Raw genomic sequence first — 16,039 nt, forward strand, 5'->3', positions numbered from 1 at the left:
ATCACCGGAATCACCCGCAAACCGGATGATCACACGATCCACGCTCTGGACCTTCTTGGTGGAACCGAACGGCGCGGCGGACGACGGTGTGTCGGCCGACGGGTGCTGCACCTCTTCGACCTGGCTGGTCACGTTACTGGGCCTCCTGACGGCCGGATCGGGACGGGGCGGCCACGCCGGCCGCCCCGTCGGGTACGTTCAGCGCGGCGCGTCACTCACCGCCCTTGAGGCGCATCCGGACCAGGCCCTTGCTGGCGTTGATCATGCGCGGGCCGATCTCCGGCGGGGCCTCGCGGCGGCACCAGACGGCGTTGCGGGCCATCTTGCCGGGCGACATGTTGAAGCAGCGGCTCTCGCGCTCGCCGAGCCGGAAGGAGGGCGCGATGAAGTCGGCGTTCCTGATGTGGTCGAGGATCTTGTGGGCGGCGGCTCGCGCCTCGGTCTTGCCCTCCTCGACGAGCTGGCACTGCTCGCGGGCGATCCGGCCCATGTCGTTGAAGCCGGCGCTGACCGGCAGCGGCGAGCCGGGGTACTTGGACTGCTCCAGCTCCAGGAAGACGTCGTCGCGCCCGCTCTTGATGAAGCGGTAGTAGGCGTCCTCCAGCATGACGTTGCCGAGCATGGTGCCGAGCATCCAGGTGCGGTTGACCGCGTTCCACAGCTCGTAGTCGCGGAAGCCCACGAAGGAGCTGTAGACGAGGTCGTCGTGGAAGTCGAACAGGCCCTGCTGGAGCGCCTCGACGTAGCCGAACCGCTCCATCGACCAGTCGCCGTCGCGGGAGGCGGCGATGAGCCGCCAGCCGAGGGCGTTGACGACCTCCAGGGTGTTGGTCAGGCCGCGCGAGTACAGCGCGTCGATGAAGCCGGCGGCGTGCGAGGTCAGGCAGAAGCGCTCGCCGACGACCTGGTGCGCGGAGTACTGGAGCCGCCCGGTGGACACCCACGGGCGGACCGCCTTGGCGCCCTCGAACTGCCAGGCGATCTCCGGGAAGCGCTGCAGGAACGCGTTGAACTCCTGCTCGGCGCTCAGGTCGCCCTTGGGGAACTTGCGCGGGTCGTAGGTGAGCCCGACGCTGCACAGCGGGTTGGTGGAGCCCTCGGCGTTGTCGAAGGGGATGACCCACAGCCAGCCGCCGTCGAAGACGTGGTGCAGGGTGCCGTTGTGCCACGGGTTGGGCTTGTCGTGCGCCTGGGCGGTGGGCGAGTCGTCGAACCGCTTGACGCCTATCATGTGGGTGAACATGCAGCGCGTGTGGGTCTTGGCGCGGGTCGGGGTCTCGCGCAGGCCGAAGCGCTCGGCCAGCGGCGAGCGGAAGCCGCTGCCGTCCACGACGTACTTGGCGCGGAACTCCTCGCCGCTGTCGGCGCGCAGCACCGCCCCGGTGGCCGGGTCGATGTCGATGTCGGAGATACGGGTGCCCAGGCGCGGCGTGGCGCCGTACTTGACGGCGACGTTGAACAGGTACGCGTCGATGTCCTGGCGGAACAGATGGGTCTCGGTGCGGATCGCCGAGGGCACGACCAGCTGGTTGATCTCCTGGGGGTTCTGCTTCTCGCCCTCGCGGTGGTAGACGAAGCCGAAGTTCTGCTTCTGGCCGCACGAGCGGGTGACGTGCTTCTGGATGCCCTTGAAGCTCGACAGCGGCATGAGCTCGGGCACCTGGTAGCGGTCGGCGAGCAGCCGGGTCATGCCGGAGGTGTACGGGATGGTCGACTCGCCCACGGCGAACCGGGGGTGGGTGCCCGCGTCGAGCAGGAGCACGCGGACGCCGTTGCGGGCGAGCACCGAGCCGAGCAGACCGCCGGCCATGCCGCTGCCGAGTATGGCCACGTCGTATTCGTTGCTGCGCGCGTGGGCGGATGTGGACTGCTGCACGTCCCTCACCTAGCCTTCCTTGTCAACACGTCTGCCGGTCGGGAACTGCCGCCAGCGTGCTCTCGGCCGGCAGTTGGGTTCTGGTGGTCACGCCGAGCTTGCGGAAGATCCGGGTGAGGTGCTGTTCCACCGTGCTGACGGTGATGACCAGCTTCTGCGAGATCTCCTTGTTGGTGTGGCCCCGGGCGGCCAGCACGGCGACCCGGCGTTCGGCGCCGCTGAGCTGGGCGATGCCGGCGAGCCGGGGGTCGCGCTCGCCGGCCGGGGAGTCGCTGCCGGCGAGTTCGGCCAGCAGTTCGCGCTCCAGGGTCGCCGCGCCCGCCTCGCGGGCCAGCCGCAGGGCGGACTCGCGGGGGCCGCGGGCCCGGCCGGGGCGGCCGGACTCGGTGTGGGCGCGGCCGAGGTCGGCGAGGGCGCCGGCGAGCTGCAGCCGGTCGCCGCAGACGTTCAGCACCTCCACGGCCTCGCTGAGCAGCGGCACGCGCGCGGCCGGCGGGCCGGCCGCGGCGAGCACCCGCAGCGACATGCCGCGGGCCCGGGTGGGGCGCAGGTCGACCATGTCCATCTGCTCGCGGGCCAGGGCGTGGGCGCGCCCCTGGTCGCCGAGCATGACGTGGGCGCGGGCGGCCTCGCTGCGCCAGGGCACCAGCGTGGGCTGGTCAAAGCCCCAGCGGGTCATCAGGTCACCGCACGCCATGAAGTCGTCGAGGGCGGCGTAGGGGCGGCCGGTGGCCAGGTGGTAGGAGCCGCGGGCCTGCAGGAAGTACAGGCCGAAGCGGCTGGAGAACATCCCCTCGGGGAAGGAGAACTGCAGGTACGCGGCGGCGGCCTCGACGTCGCCGGTGTCGGTGGCGGCCTGCACCAGGTTGGCCAGCGGCCCGCCGATGCACACCCCCCAGCTGTCGGCCGGCACCTGGGCGAGCGCGGCCTCGGCGAGCAGCCGGGCGCGTACCGGGCGGCCCTCGCGCAGCGCGATGCCGGCCCGCAGCGAGGAGAACTCGGCGACCCACAGCGGTACGTGCCGGGCCCGGGACTCCTCCAGCCAGTGGTCGCACCAGCTGCCGGCGGCCTCCAGCTTGTCGGAGAACTCCAGGGCGGCGACGGCGCACATGAGCCATTCCTGGGTGTTCTTGCCCAGCCGCATGGCCCGCATGGCCTCCTCGGCGACCGCGGCGACCGCGTCGTCGGGGCCGTGCGCGAGGACGTACGACAGGGCGGCGGCGCCGCGCACCCGCGGGTCCTCGTCGGAGCGGTTGCGGTGGCCGACGCTGGGGGCGGGGCGCCGGCCGCGGGCCTCCCGGCCGACCAGCACGGGGTAGGAGGCGGACAGCAGCTCGCGGGTGGCGCGGACCTCGACGGCCCAGCCGGGGTCGGCGTGCTCCTCGCGCTCCACCATGCGCTGCACGGCGTCCACGGCCTCGTCGAACCTGCCGTGCCACAGCAGGTACTTGGCGAGCATCAGGGCGTGCCGGTCGGGCAGCCGGCCGTCGCGCAGCGCGACCGCGAGCTCGCCGAGGTGCGGGGCGCTGATCGAGGGGTTGAGCGCCCAGGCGGTGGAGGCCAGCAGCGCCTTCAGGCTGACCTGCTCGCTCTCGTCCGCGCAGATGCGCAGGGCCGCGTCCAGGCACGCGTGCGCCTCGGCGGGGCGGTTGCCGGCCAGGTGGCGTTCGGCGGCCTCGCGCAGCACGGTGCCGGCCCAGGGCTGGCCGGCTTCGTCGCAGGCCAGCAGGTGGGCGGCGACCCGGGTGACGGAGGCGCCCTCGCGGTAGAGCAGCTGGGCGGCGCGCTGGTGGAGGTCGCCGCGCTCGGCGGCGCTGAGGCTGTCCAGGACGGCCTGCCGGGCGGCGGGGCCGCGCAGCCTGCGGCCGTTGAGCAGCCCGGCGGCCTCCAGTGCCTGCTCGGCGCGGGCGACCTCGGCGGGTTCGGCGTCCAGCAGCGCGCCGGGCGGCACCAGGGCGTCGCCGAGGTCGCCGTCGAGGACGCCGAGGACCTGGGCCAGGCGCAGCAGCGGGCCGCGACCGCGGTGCAGCAGGCTGAGGAACATGTCGCGGTAGGCCTCGCCGTAGACGAGCCGGACGTCGGAGTGGTGGCGGTGGCCGGGGGCGGCGCCGAGGTTGTCCTCGGCCAGCGCCCGTACCAGCAGCGGGTTGCCGCCGGTGGCGGCGTGGCATTCGGCGGCCAGTTCGTGGGCGGCGAGCCGGCCGAGGTGGTCGGCGGTCAGCGCGGTGACGCCGGCGGGGGTGAGCGGGCCCAGCGTGATGCGCCGGTAGTGGGGCTGCCGCATCAGCTCGGCGCGCAGCCGCGGGTAGACGGGGCGGGACAGCGGGCACTCGGTGAGGGCCAGCGCGATCCGGGCGGAGCGCAGTTGGCGTACCAGTTGCAGCAGCCAGTACAGCGAGATGTCGTCGGCGAGCTGGATGTCGTCGACGCACACCAGGACGGGGGTGTGCTCGGCGGTGCCGAGGACCCAGCGCACCAGGCGGCGCAGCGCCTCGGTGACGGCGGGGTGCAACGACGCCTCGTCGCTGAGCGTCTCCTGGTCGGCGCCGGGCGGGAACGCGCCGACCTGCTCCAGCAGCGGGGAGACGCCGGCGGTGTCGCCGGTGCCGGTGAGCGGCGCGGTGCAGCGCAGCAGCTGGTTGAGCACCCCGCCGGGTGAGCGCTGCTCGGCGGCGGAGCAGACGGCGTCCAGGACGACATAGCCCTCTTCCGAGGCGCGCTTGACCAGCGCGGTCAGCAGTTCGGACTTGCCGCATCCCATGGCGCCGCTGATCAGCACGGCGCCGCCGGTGCCCGCGGCGGACTGCGCGAGCAGGTCGGCGAGCTCGGCCAGTTCGCCGTCGCGTTCGATGAGCCGCATCGGTGCTCCTCCCCGTGTCGCCGGCTACGCCGACGGCACCTTCTCGGCGTCGCGGTAGCGGGCCCTGGGCGCCGGGTCCGGCACCTCGACCGGGCGGTGGTAGATCCGGGTGAGCAGCGGGCCGGTCATCATGGTGGTGACGACGGCCATCACGACCATCAGCGAGTACAGCGGGCCGTCCAGCAGCCCGAGTTGCTTTCCGACGCCGAGGATCACCAGTTCGGTCAGGCCGCGGGTGTTCATCAGCGCGGCGAGCGCGGCGGCCGGGCGGGCGGGCAGTTTCAGCAGCCGGGCGGCGAGGTAGGTGCCGCCGAACTTGCCGACCATCGCGACCAGCAGGATGACGCCGAGCTCGCCGGCCTGGGTGACGCCGAAGTGCCGCAGGTCCACGCCGAGGCCGGCGACCATGAAGTAGACCGGCAGCAGCAGTCCGGAGATCCGGCCGACGTGGTCGGTGATCTCGCCGTGGAAGGCGTGCACGGCCGCGCCCTTGGGGGTGACCAGGCCGAAGATGAACGCGCCGAAGATGAAGTGCAGGCCCATCGCCTCGGTGGCCGCGGCCGACAGCAGGATGCCGCACATGACGACGACCACGGCGCTGGGGTGCTGCGGGCGCATGGGCGTGCCGTCGCCGACCAGGCGGCGCAGCAGCGGGCGTACCAGCAGCACGACGGCCAGCCCGTACGGGACCGCGAGGCTCAGCTTCCAGTGGTTGCCGTCGTCGGCGGCGACGGCCTGCACCCCGGCGAGCCCGGTCCAGGCGATGACGTCGACGACGGCGGCGCTGGCGAGCGCGATACCGCCGAGCGCGGTACGCGACAGGCCGCGGTCGGTGAGGATGCGCGCGAGGACCGGGAAGGCGGTCACCGACACCGACAGGCCGACGAAGACGATGAACACCCCGTGCCGGTCGGTGGGGTGCTGGTCCAGCAGGTAGAACGCCAGCGCGATGCCGAGGCCGAAGGGCACCAGGGTCGACCCCAGGGCGGATCCGGTGGTCAGCCAGCTCCGGCCGCGCAGGTGCCGGCTCTCGATCTCCAGGCCGACGGTGAACATGAACAGCGCGACACCGACATCGGCCATCCCGGTCAGCAGCGGACGTACTCCCGCGGGGAAGACCGAGTCGACCGCGCCGCCCAGAACCGTAGGACCGAGCAGAATTCCACCGAGGATCTCACCGATCACCGCAGGCTGCCCAAAACGGGCGACGACACGGCCGAGCACACGTGCAACGATCACGATTAAGGCGAGGTCAGCGAATAACATCTGCACTTCGTGACTCGACATGAGTGGGCCTCTCGGTTGCCGCGAGCGTCCGTCGTCACTGCGCGCCGCCGGGTGGCGGTACAACCTTGCTCTACGATTCCACGTGGCGTCTGTCGATTCTGCGGGCCGCCCCTAAAGAGCGTCTATATGCCCACTGGAACGCCCTGACCTGCGAATATCGGCTCCGGCCAGCCGATTCGCAAGGATGAAGAAGACACCGGGGCGGCTCAGATGCAAGGATCAACTCACGCCACACCGGTACAGTACCGCCTCTAAAGCACAGAGCGTGACGGGAACTCACGGGGGACTCTGGGATGAAACGTGCTATTTGCGCGCCGATAACAGGCGCGAAATAAGTGATTAACCCGAGTACTTCCTTATGCGGTCGTGCGCCACTCTGGCTGCCCCGTCGGTTTGTGAGTATTTCGAATGAACCCTCACGACCTGGGAGTTGTTTCATGGAGTACATAGTTCAGCGCGCAGTGGCGGTCATCCGGGACAAGTACGGAGAGCCGCTCACCCTCGACGAACTGGCGCGAATGGTGCTGGTCAGCAAGTTCCACTTCCTGCGCTCCTTCCGGCGGACGACGGGTGTCACCCCGGGGCGCTTCCTGAGCGCCGTGCGGCTGGCCGAGGCCAAGCGGCTGCTGCTGGACACGTCACTGAAGGTGTCCGACATCTCGGCGCAGGTCGGCTACAGCAGCATCGGCAGCTTCACCCGGCGCTTCACCGAGTCGGTGGGCCTGCCGCCCACGCAGTACCGCCAGGCGGCCACCGACGTCCCGCTGCCGCTCGTGCAGCCGGCGGCCGGCACCGGCCGGGGCACCGTCTCCGGCTATGTCAGGCCCTGGCGCACCGGCCGGGCCGAGGTCTTCGTCGGGCTGTTCGACAGCCCCATCCTGCAGGGCCAACCGGTGGTGAGCACGGCGCTGGAGGCGCCGGGCCCTTTCCGGCTCGCCGAGGTGCCGGCCGGCACCTGGTACCTGCACGCGGCCTCGCTGCCCGAGGCGGGCTCCGCCGGCTGCCGCAGCAGACAGTGGCGGCAACCGGTGCAGCTGGTGGACTGTACCGGGCCGCTCGTGATCCGGGAGCAGGACGGGGCACACGGCGAGCGGCACGACCGGACCATCCTCACCCCGCGGCCCGCCGAGTGGTTCCGCCCGCCGGTGCTGCTCGCCCTGCCGCACCAGATCCCGTTCACGGTCCACCAGCAGCTCCGCCAGGACTACCGCGAGCCCTCCGCCACCGCGGTGTAGCCGGCCGGCCGCCGGGCGTACGGGACCCTGCGGGCGGTCGCCCCGGCCGCAGGGGCCGGTGCGATCCTGGCCGGCGGCTGGGGCTGCGGCTGCAACTGGGGCTGCGGCTGGGGCTGGAGCTGCTGCGGCTGCAGTTGGGGCCGCGGGCGCGGCTCGGCCGCGGACCAGCCGTCGGCACCGCCGGCCGGCGCCGCCGTCATCGACCGCAGCAGCTGGACGCTGCCGGGGACCGTACGGGGCATCAGGGCCGGGTGCCCGTTGAGTATCTGCTCGTGCAGCGCCGTCAGCTCCGGGCCCGGCTCCACTCCCAGCTCGCTCATCAGCAGCTCCCGGGTCTCCCGGTAGACCCCCAGCGCGTGCGCCCGGCGCCCGCAGCGGTAGAGCGCCAGCATCAGCAGCGACCGCAGCCGCTCGCGCAGCGGCTCCCGCCCGACATGCCCGACCAGCGCCGGGATCACCTGGTTGTGCCAGCCGGCGGTCAGCAGCAGATCGGCCCACTCCTCCACCGCCACCAGCCGTGCCTCGGTCAGCCGCACCCGCTCGATCTCGGCGAAGGGGCCCGGCACGCTGGCGTACGCGTCCCCGTGCCACAGGCCCAGCGCCCGCTCCAACTGGCCGATGGCCGCTTCCGTCTGGCCGTTCGCCAGCAGGTTGCGGGCGGCGGCGTGGTGACGGGTGAACAGCTGAGCGTCGACCGCCTCGGCGGGCAGCCGCAGGCAGTAGCCGCCGCTGCCGGAGACCAGCACGCCGCCCGAGGCCCGCCGGCCGCGGGCCGGGTCGAGCACCCGGCGCAGGCCCGCCACGTAGGTGTGCACCCCGCTGGCGGCGGACTGCGGGACGTCGCGGCCCCACACCCCGTCGACGATCTGCTCGACGCTGACGACCTCGCCGAGCCGGCCGGCCAGCAGGCCGAGCACCGCGCGCTGCTTGGGAGGGCCGAGTGACACCTCCTCACCGTGTCGCCAGAAGCGAATGGGGCCTAACAATTCCAGCTGCATGATCCCCCGTCCAGACCTCGTTGCTCATTCGAGTAGACACCACCAGCGTGCGTGCCAGGTAGCGGTGTACGCATCGCCCGGATTGCTCAGTTCCGTTCGACAACCGTGCGCCTGGCATGCCTTGACCTCGAACATCGCGGGTGGTTATCGTGACCGAGTTGTCACGTGCGGCCCAATACGGGGAGGCTGAGCACGGGTGCGGACCGAGATCGAATGGGTGGTTCAAGGCATTCATGAGGGCTTTGAGGGCAACCTGTCCATCGCCGACTTCGGGCGGATGGCCAGGCTGAGCCCCTGCCACATGGCCAGGTTGTTCCACCAGGAGACCGGACTGACTCCATCTGGTTTCCTGCTCGCAGTACGTATGGAGCAGGCCCGGCGCAAGCTCCTGAAGTCGGAGCGCAGCATAGCGGACATCGCCGACGAGGTGGGCTACGCCAGCCTCGGGGCGTTCACCTCGCGGTTCACCAAGGTCACCGGGGTCTCGCCGGGCAAGTACCGGCGGCTGAGCTCGCTCGGCAGCGGTATCGTCGACATGGTGACGGGCACCGAGGCGCCGACGTACTTCACCTACGGCTCGGTGACCGGCCGGACCCTCCGCAGTGACGGGCTCACCCGCGAGCCCGTCTACATCGCCGCGTTTCCGATGTCGGCGGTCGGGCGTAAAGCCACCCGCTGCTGCCGCAGCGGAAACTCCACCGATCCCTGGAACATCGCCCACATCCCGTCCGGGAGCTGGTTGATCGAGGCGGTTTCCCGGACCGTGGGCGGCGGGCGCCATGATGTCGTGGTGGGGCAGGCCGGGCCCTTTCGGATAACACCCGGCAGTGTCGTCAACGTCGATGTGGTTTTGTCGGCGCCGTCGAAACTCCGGGTAATCGAGCCGGACCGGGCGCAGCTCGGACTCGCGGTTCCGAATCTCTTCAACTGCTAGTTCCCCTTGCGCGGCCCGGCATTGGCCGCGCAAGGGCAGGCAAGCAATACGGGAGATGCCCCTTCCCCTCCTGGGACGAAGAATCGACAGTGGACTTCTTTGGTCCGAGTCTGCTCTTTGTCCAGTTGGTCGCGAGGCCTTGGAGGATCTGTGGGCACAATAGGTGGACACGCGGTCGTGATCGGCGCCTCCATGGGCGGGCTGAACGCCGCCGCGGTGCTCTCCGGGCGCTTCGAACGGATCACCGTCATCGACCGGGACACCCTGCCCGACGAGGCGTCGGACCGCCGCGGCGTCCCGCAGAGCGGCCATGCGCACGCGCTGCTCATCAGCGGCCGGCAGGTGCTGGACGGCATCTTCCCCGGCCTCACCGACGAGCTGATCCGCGGCGGTGCGGTGCCCTACGACGCCGGGTGGGACCTGCTCTTCCATCAGATGGGCGCGCTGCGCACCCGCTTCAGCAGCGGCAAGCTGGGCATCAGCCTGACCCGGGCGTACCTGGAGCACACGGTACGGCAGCGGGTGCGGGCGCTGCCCAATGTGACGATCCGCGACCAGGTCTCGGTGATCGACCTGCACGGCACCGCCGGCCGGGTCAGCGGCGTGGTCCTGGACGGCAACGAGGTGCTGCGCTCGGACCTGGTCGTCGACGCCACCGGCCGCAGCGGCGACCGCACCGACGCGTGGCTGGCGCGGCTGGAGTGCCCGGCGCCGGCCGTCACCAAGCTCAAGGTGGACGTCGGCTACACCACCCGGGTGCTGCGCCGCGAGCCCGGCGACCGGATCGGCGGCGAGGGCGGCGGGCTGCTCTACCTGATGTCGGCGGTGCCACCGCACGACAAGCGCGCCGCGGCGGTCTTCGCCGTCGAGGGCGACCGGTGGATGGTCACGCTCGGCGGCTGGCACCGCTCGCACGCGCCGACCGACCCGGACGGCTTCATGCAGTTCGCCGAGTCGCTGCCCGACCCGCACGTGGCCAAGCTGCTGGCCTCCGCCGAGCCGCTGGACGGGCCGCGCGCCCACAAGTTCACCTATCCCCAGGCCCGGCGCCGGCACTTCGAGCGGCTGCGCACACTGCCGACCGGCTACGTGGCCCTCGGCGACGCCATCTGCAGTTTCAACCCGCTCTACGGCCAGGGCATGACGACCGGCGCGATGGAGGCGGTGGCGCTCGGCCGGACCCTCGACGAGCACCGGCGCGCCTCGGCGGCGATGGCGCGGGCGTACTACCGGCGGGTGGCGCACGTGCTGGCCACGCCGTGGCAGATGTCCACCGGCAGCGACTTCATGTACCCCGAGACCGTCGGCCCGCGTCCGGCGGGCACGGCGCTGGTCAACCGGTACGTCCGGCAGCTGATGCTCGCCACGCACGTGTCCCGTGAGGCGCATATGACGCTGCTGGACATGCAGCACCTGCTGGCCCGCCCGACGTCCATCTTCCGCCCGGGCCCCGCGGTCCGCTCGCTGCTGGCGGCCCGCCACTCCCCCGCCGCCCGCGCCGAGTAGGCCCCGCGGGGAAGCCCCCCGGCACCGCGCAGGAAGGCCCCGCCGCAGGTCCGGCGGGGCCTTTCCCTGTGCCGTCCTCCCGAGGAGCGGCCGTACGTGCCGCGGGCCGCCCCCTGGCGCGGGGGCGGCCCGGTCACACGGCGGGCAGCACGGTGACGTCGGCGGCCGGGCCGTGCCGGCCGCGCAGGGCGGAGTGCAGGACCGGGCCCGGGTCGGGGTTGCCGGGGCGGCCCGAGGCGGTCGGGAAGACCCGGTCGAAGGCGAGCGCGGGCCCGACCGCGCACACCTCGCCGGCGCCGCCCGGCGGCACCGAGCCGCCGCGCTCGTCGAGCACCTCGATGCGCACGCCGGCGACGGCCTGGCCGACGCTGCGCCCGCGCCGCCGCCGGTCCGGGCTGCCCTCCTCGCGGGTCAGCTCGCGGGCCGTCCACGGCAGGGCGCCGGCGCACGGCGCGAACTCCGCCCACAGCCGGGACGCCGGCAGCAGCTCGCGGTGCCGGGCGGCGAGTTCGGCCGGGCACGGCTCGCCGAGCAGCACCACCGTGCGCGGCCCCGCGGTGCCGGGCACGAGCAGCCGGTCGTACTCGGCCGGGGTGAGGACCGCGGCCGGCGAGCGGGTCAGCGCGCCGTCGGGCGGGCCGCAGTACAGCGTGCCGGCCGAGGCGACCGCCCACCACATCGCGGCGAGCGCGGCGGGCCCGCCGGGCGCGGGCTGCCGGATCTCGACGCCGTGCTCGGCCGCCCCGACCCGCTGGATCCGGGCGGCGGAGGCCAGCTGCCAGGCCCGGTGGTCGACGAGCTCGCCGACCGGTCCCGGCACCGCCCCGGTGCCGGGCGCGATCAGCAGGTACGCCGGGTCGATCGGGCCGGAGCGCGGCAGCGACCCGTCGGGGCGTACGGCCTCGGCGCGCTGCCAGGTGGCCGGGTCGTCCATCGGCAGGGCCAGTGCCACGTCGCCGAAGGCGGTGCGCTGGGCGTGCCCGCACAGCACCGTCTGGGCGCCGCTGAGCCGGGCGATGTCGCGCAGCGCCGAGTCGGGGGTGCCGGCCGGCACCGGCACGCACACCCCGCCGGCCTTGAGCACCGCGAGCTGCGCGATCAGCGAGCGCCGGTGGTCGGCCGAGGAGATGATGACCGGGTCGCCGAGCTGCATCCCGCCCAGGACCAGGAGCGAGGCCAGCTGCCGGGCGCGCTGCTCGGCGCCGCGGTAGGTCAGCCGCCCGGTGCCGACCCGTACCGCGGTGTGGTCGGGCCGCCGGGCGGCGACCCGGGCGAACATCGCGTCCAGGGTGAGCTGCCCTGCGGCCTGTGCGGTGAGCTGGAGCGGGCGTTCGGCCGCTCGGGATGCCGGGGGCGCGACCGTGCCGGCCGCCCGGTCAGGAGATGAAGTCATAGTAGAGGTGGACGTCCTGTCCTGACTCGGCCCAGGCCCCGTAGCGGCGCATGCCGTACAGCAGCGGCCACTGGGAGGACAGCTGGCTGACGGCGACGGCCGCGCCCATGACGACCGCGTGGTCGCCGATCTCGTGGACGTCGGCGACCCGGCAGTCGGCGATGGTGTGCGCGGCCTCGACCAGGTGCGGCCCGCACGCGTCGCCGTCCATCGTCCACGGGGTGCGGTCGAACCGCTCGGGGTCGCCGGAGGCGAACAGCTCGGCGGTGCCGCGGGCGGCCTGGTGCAGCAGGTTGATGGTGTAGGCGCCGCTCTCCAGGACGGCCTGCAGTGTCGGGCTGCCGCGCCGCAGGCACACCAGCAGCGTGGGCGGGTCGAGGGCGACGCTGCACAGCGAGGTGCAGGTCATGCCCCAGGGCACGCCGTCGGCGCCGAGCGAGGTGATGACCGACACGCCGGTCGGGAACGCGCTCATCAACGGGCGTATGTCGGGGACGGGATGCTGCGTCATGGCCGGAACCTTCCCTTCCTTAGATGGTTCCCTGCGGTTCCTTGTCGTTCCGCGTGGTGGCTCGCAGTCCATCGTGGGTGCTGGTGGGGGCGCGCGGTTCGTCGTGGTTGCTCGCGATGTGCGGTTGCCCGCGATGTCAGGCGTCGCTCGTGCGGTACTCCCAGGGGTTGTCGGGGGCCACCCGCAGCGCCTGGGAGATCTCCTCGGTCAGCAGGGCGGCGAAGTCGGGGAAGGCCGGGCCCAGGAAGTGGAAGTGCCCGCCGTTGACGACGACCCGCTCGAACCGGGACAGGGTCTGGGCGACCCAGCCGACCTGGGTTCCGGGCGGGGCGACATGGTCGTCGCTGCCGCCGAAGACGGTGAGCGGGATGCCGAGCGGCGGGCGGGCGGGGTCGGGGCGGTAGTCGGCCACCGCCCGCAGGTCGTTGCGCACCAGGTGCAGGAAGCGCGCCTTGAAGTCCGGGAGTTCGGCGATACGGGGGTGCATGCCGCCCATGTCGGTGAGGTGGCGCATCAGTTCGTCGTCGGGCAGCTCGGTGTCGGGCAGGCCGTCGGGCACCGGGTGGCCGGGGGCGGCCCGGCCGGAGACGCCCAGCCACACCGGCGGGCGGCCCTCGGCCTGGAGCAGCAGCGCCGCCTCGTAGGCGACGACCGCGCCGAGGCTGTGGCCGAACAGCGCCAGCGGTACGTCGCCGGTCCAGGGGCGCAGCCGGTCGGCGGCCCAGGCGGCGAGCCGGGACATGTCGGCCAGCGGCGGCTGGGTGTGGCTCTTGCCGCGGCCCGGCAGGTCCAGCAGCAGCAGCTCCCAGTCGTCCGGCAGCAGCCGGCTCAGCGGGAAGTACGCAGCCGCCGAGCCGCCGGCGTGGTGGACGACCACCAGCCGCACCCGCGGGTCGCTCAGGACCCGCGGGCGGACGAAGGCGCCGATGGTGTGGTCGGCGAGCGAGCCTCCGCTCATCACGCGGCTCCCGCGTGCTCGGCCCCGCTGCGGCCGGCCCCTTCCCGCTCGGCCTGCGCGGTCGCGGTGATGTCGCGGGCCAGCGAGCCGAGCAGTTCGGTCAGCGGCAGGTCGAGCGGCAGCTCCTCGGCGGTCAGGCCGAAGCGGTAGTGCTCCTCGACGCGGGTGATGAACAGCGTCGAGATGAACGAGTCGCCGCCGCCGTCCAGGAAGGACAGCTCCGGGTCCAGCGGCTCGTCGGCGTGCAGCACGTCCTGCAACTGCCGCAGCAGGAAAGCCTCGACGGCCGCGGTGTCCAGCGGGTCGGGCGCGGCCTCGCCGGCCGCCGCTCCCCCGCCGTCGCCGCCCTGCTGCGCGCCGGCGCCGAACATCGCGGGCTCGTCGATCCAGAACCGGCGCCGCTGGAAGGGGTATGTGGGCAGGTCGCCGAGCAGTTCGGCGCCGGGTGCGCGCAGGGCGTCCAGGCGCGGCTCGGCGCCGGCGGTGAACAGCGCGGCGAGCGCGGCCAGCAGCAGGCCCTGGGCGTCCTGCGGGCGCTCGCCGGTGAGCGGGGCGGTGTGCGGGCGGCCGGCGGACTGCCAGGTCAGCCGCGCGGGTCCCGCGCCGGCCGCCCCGAGGCCGACCCGCAGCCCGAACCGGCCGAGCAGCGCGGCCAGCCCGGCGGCGGGCGGCTGCGACTGGTCGCCCTGGAGCGCGGGGTAGGCGCGCACCAGCTCGCGTAACGCGGCGGTGAGGGCGGCCTCGTCGCCGCCGGGCAGCAGGGTCAGGTCGCGCGGGGTGCGGTCGGCGCGGGGTGCGGCGGTGTGGGCCAGGCCCTCGACGGCGGCGTCGAGCTCGTCGGCGAGCGCGGCGGCGGAGGTCGCGGTGACCGCGAGCCGTACGGGGTGGGCGGCCCGGCCGCAGCGCTGGGTGTGGCACAGCGACGGGGCCTGCGCGGGATCGCCCTTGCGCAGCCGGTCGGCGAGCCGGCCGGCGAGGATGCCGAGCGCGACCGGGTCCTTCGCGGAGACGGTGAGCAGTTCGGGCCCGCCGTCCACCGCGCCCGGCCCGGCGGGCGCGTCCGCCGCGGCGGCGCCGGTGTCGTACGCCTCCAGCAGGGCGTGCGCGTTGGTGCCGCTCATGCCGAAGGAGTTGACGCCGGCGATGCGGCGCGGCAGCTGCTCGGGCCAGGGCTGGTTGGCGCGCGGCACGGTGAAGCCGAGGGTGTCCCAGGGGATGTGCGGGTTGAGGGGGCCGTCGTCGGGGCTCGCGGCGGCGGGGATCTCGCCGTGCCGCAGCATCAGCACCGCCTTGATGAGCGCGGCGATGCCGGAGGCGGCCTCCAGGTGGCCGAGCCGGGACTTGACGCTGCCGATGGGCAGCGGGAAGCCGCGGGCGCGCACGGCGTCGCCGATGACGCCGTCGAGCGCGCCGACCTCGATCGGGTCGCCGAGCGCGGTGCCGGTGCCGTGCGCCTCGATCCAGCCGATCTCGGCCGGGTCGACGCCGGCGTCGTCGAGGGCGGCGCGGATGACCTCCTGCTGCGCGGGCCCGTTGGGGGCGGTCAGGCCCGAGGCGGCGCCGTCGTGGTTGACGGCGGTGCCGCGCAGCACGGCCAGGATCGGCCGGCCCTCGGCCTCGGCGTCGGCGAGCCGCATGAGCACCAGCACCCCGACGCCCTCGCCGCGGCCGTAGCCGTCGGCGGAGGCGAGGAAGGAGTGCGAGCGGCAGGTCGGCGACAGCGCCCTGGTCTGGCTGAGCGAGACCATCAGGTTCGCCGACAGCAGCAGGTTGGAGCCGCACAGCAGCGCGTAGCGGCACTCCTTGGCGCGCAGGCCGCGGGCGGCCAGGTGCAGCGCGGTCAGCGACGAGGAGCAGGCGGTGTCGACGCTGAGCACCGGGCCGCTGAAGCCCATGGTGTGGCTGATCCGCCCGGCGCCGAAGCACAGGCCGCCGCCGGTGGTGAAGTACGGGTCGATGCCGCTGGTGTCGCTGCGGTCCTCCAGCCGCTCCAGGTACTCCGAGGCCATCATGCCGAGGTAGACCCCGACGTTGAGCCGGTCGGGGCGGCGTACCGGGATGCCGGCCCGCTCCAGCGCCTCCCACGCGGTCTCCAGCAGCATCCGCTGCTGCGGGTCGAGGAGCTTGGCCTCGCGCTGGGAGATGCCGAAGAAGTCGGCGTCGAAGTGCGCGATGTCGTCGAGGAAGCCGGCCTGGTCGGCGTAGGAGCGGCCGGGCTTGCCGACCACCGGGTCGTAGACCGCGCGCAGGCCCGGGCGGTCCTCGGGGATCGGCCCGTAGGCGGTGCCCTCGCCGCGCAGGAAGTCCCAGTAGCCCTCGGGCGAGTCGAGGCCGCCGGGCAGCCGCAGGGCCATGCCGACGACGGCCAGCGGGGCGCGCCGCTCCTCCTCCAGCTCCTGGATTCTGGCCTGGAGGCGGCGGGAGTGCCTCAGCTGGTCCTCCATCAGCCGGCGTATCTGATCGGCGTCCATGGTTTCCCGC

At 73.3% G+C, this 16,039-nt stretch carries 11 protein-coding genes; 3 read left to right on the plus strand and 8 right to left on the minus strand.

Translation table 11 applies throughout. From position 1 onward, the window contains the following. Positions 1 to 211 precede the first annotated feature (211 nt). Genes HCN08_RS18020 through HCN08_RS18030 form a run of 3 tightly spaced genes read right to left on the minus strand, consistent with a single transcriptional unit; the run spans position 212 to position 5,975 of the window. Positions 212 to 1,885, minus strand: a complete 1,674-nt coding sequence (locus HCN08_RS18020) for an NAD(P)/FAD-dependent oxidoreductase (RefSeq protein WP_322974524.1) — start codon at positions 1,883 to 1,885, stop codon at positions 212 to 214. Between the two features lie 13 nt (positions 1,886 to 1,898). Beyond that, on the minus strand, positions 1,899 to 4,736 hold the full coding sequence (locus HCN08_RS18025; RefSeq protein WP_167984153.1) for a helix-turn-helix transcriptional regulator: 2,838 nt from the start codon (positions 4,734 to 4,736) through the stop codon (positions 1,899 to 1,901). A 24-nt stretch (positions 4,737 to 4,760) separates the two neighbouring features. Then, a complete protein-coding gene (locus tag HCN08_RS18030; protein WP_322974525.1) occupies positions 4,761 to 5,975 on the minus strand; it encodes a cation:proton antiporter in 1,215 nt (404 codons plus the stop codon). 485 nt (positions 5,976 to 6,460) lie between these two features. Between HCN08_RS18030 and HCN08_RS18035 the strand changes: the two genes are divergently transcribed. Then, the gene (locus tag HCN08_RS18035) at positions 6,461 to 7,258 is read left to right on the plus strand and encodes a helix-turn-helix domain-containing protein (protein ID WP_167984155.1); all 798 of its coding nucleotides are present in this window, start codon (positions 6,461 to 6,463) and stop codon (positions 7,256 to 7,258) included. On the opposite strand, the gene HCN08_RS18040 is transcribed toward HCN08_RS18035, so the two are convergent. Next, entirely contained in the window at positions 7,228 to 8,205 is a 978-nt protein-coding gene (locus HCN08_RS18040; RefSeq protein ID WP_322974526.1) for an AfsR/SARP family transcriptional regulator, read from the minus strand. The genes HCN08_RS18035 and HCN08_RS18040 overlap by 31 nt on opposite strands. 247 nt (positions 8,206 to 8,452) lie before the next feature. Here HCN08_RS18040 and HCN08_RS18045 point away from each other — a divergent pair, with 247 nt between their 5' ends. Both HCN08_RS18045 and HCN08_RS18050 read left to right on the plus strand, forming a co-directional pair. After that, the gene (locus HCN08_RS18045; protein WP_167984156.1) at positions 8,453 to 9,190 is read left to right on the plus strand and encodes a helix-turn-helix domain-containing protein; all 738 of its coding nucleotides are present in this window, start codon (positions 8,453 to 8,455) and stop codon (positions 9,188 to 9,190) included. A gap of 177 nt (positions 9,191 to 9,367) precedes the next feature. Then, complete coding sequence (locus HCN08_RS18050; protein WP_167984157.1) at positions 9,368 to 10,696, plus strand: FAD-dependent oxidoreductase; 1,329 nt, start codon at positions 9,368 to 9,370, stop codon at positions 10,694 to 10,696. Positions 10,697 to 10,829: 133 nt separating this feature from the next. Here the strand turns inward: HCN08_RS18050 and HCN08_RS18055 are convergent, their stop codons facing one another. The 4 genes from HCN08_RS18055 to HCN08_RS18070 all read right to left on the minus strand — a co-directional run bounded on the left by HCN08_RS18055 (position 10,830) and on the right by HCN08_RS18070 (position 16,029). Beyond that, entirely contained in the window at positions 10,830 to 12,089 is a 1,260-nt protein-coding gene (locus HCN08_RS18055) for an AMP-binding protein (RefSeq protein ID WP_167984158.1), read from the minus strand. Then, on the minus strand, positions 12,073 to 12,600 hold the full coding sequence (locus HCN08_RS18060; protein ID WP_167984159.1) for a flavin reductase family protein: 528 nt from the start codon (positions 12,598 to 12,600) through the stop codon (positions 12,073 to 12,075). The genes HCN08_RS18055 and HCN08_RS18060 overlap by 17 nt, the downstream gene beginning before the upstream one ends. A 136-nt stretch (positions 12,601 to 12,736) precedes the next feature. Continuing rightward, a complete protein-coding gene (locus tag HCN08_RS18065; protein WP_167984160.1) occupies positions 12,737 to 13,558 on the minus strand; it encodes a thioesterase II family protein in 822 nt (273 codons plus the stop codon). After that, positions 13,558 to 16,029 (minus strand): type I polyketide synthase, encoded by a 2,472-nt coding sequence (locus HCN08_RS18070; RefSeq protein ID WP_167984161.1) that lies wholly within the window; start codon positions 16,027 to 16,029, stop codon positions 13,558 to 13,560. Before HCN08_RS18070 ends, HCN08_RS18065 begins: the two co-directional genes overlap by 1 nt. Between the last annotated feature and the right edge of the window lie 10 nt (positions 16,030 to 16,039).

It is taken from the genome of Actinacidiphila epipremni (assembly GCF_012034175.1).
Lineage (GTDB): Bacteria > Actinomycetota > Actinomycetes > Streptomycetales > Streptomycetaceae > Actinacidiphila > Actinacidiphila epipremni.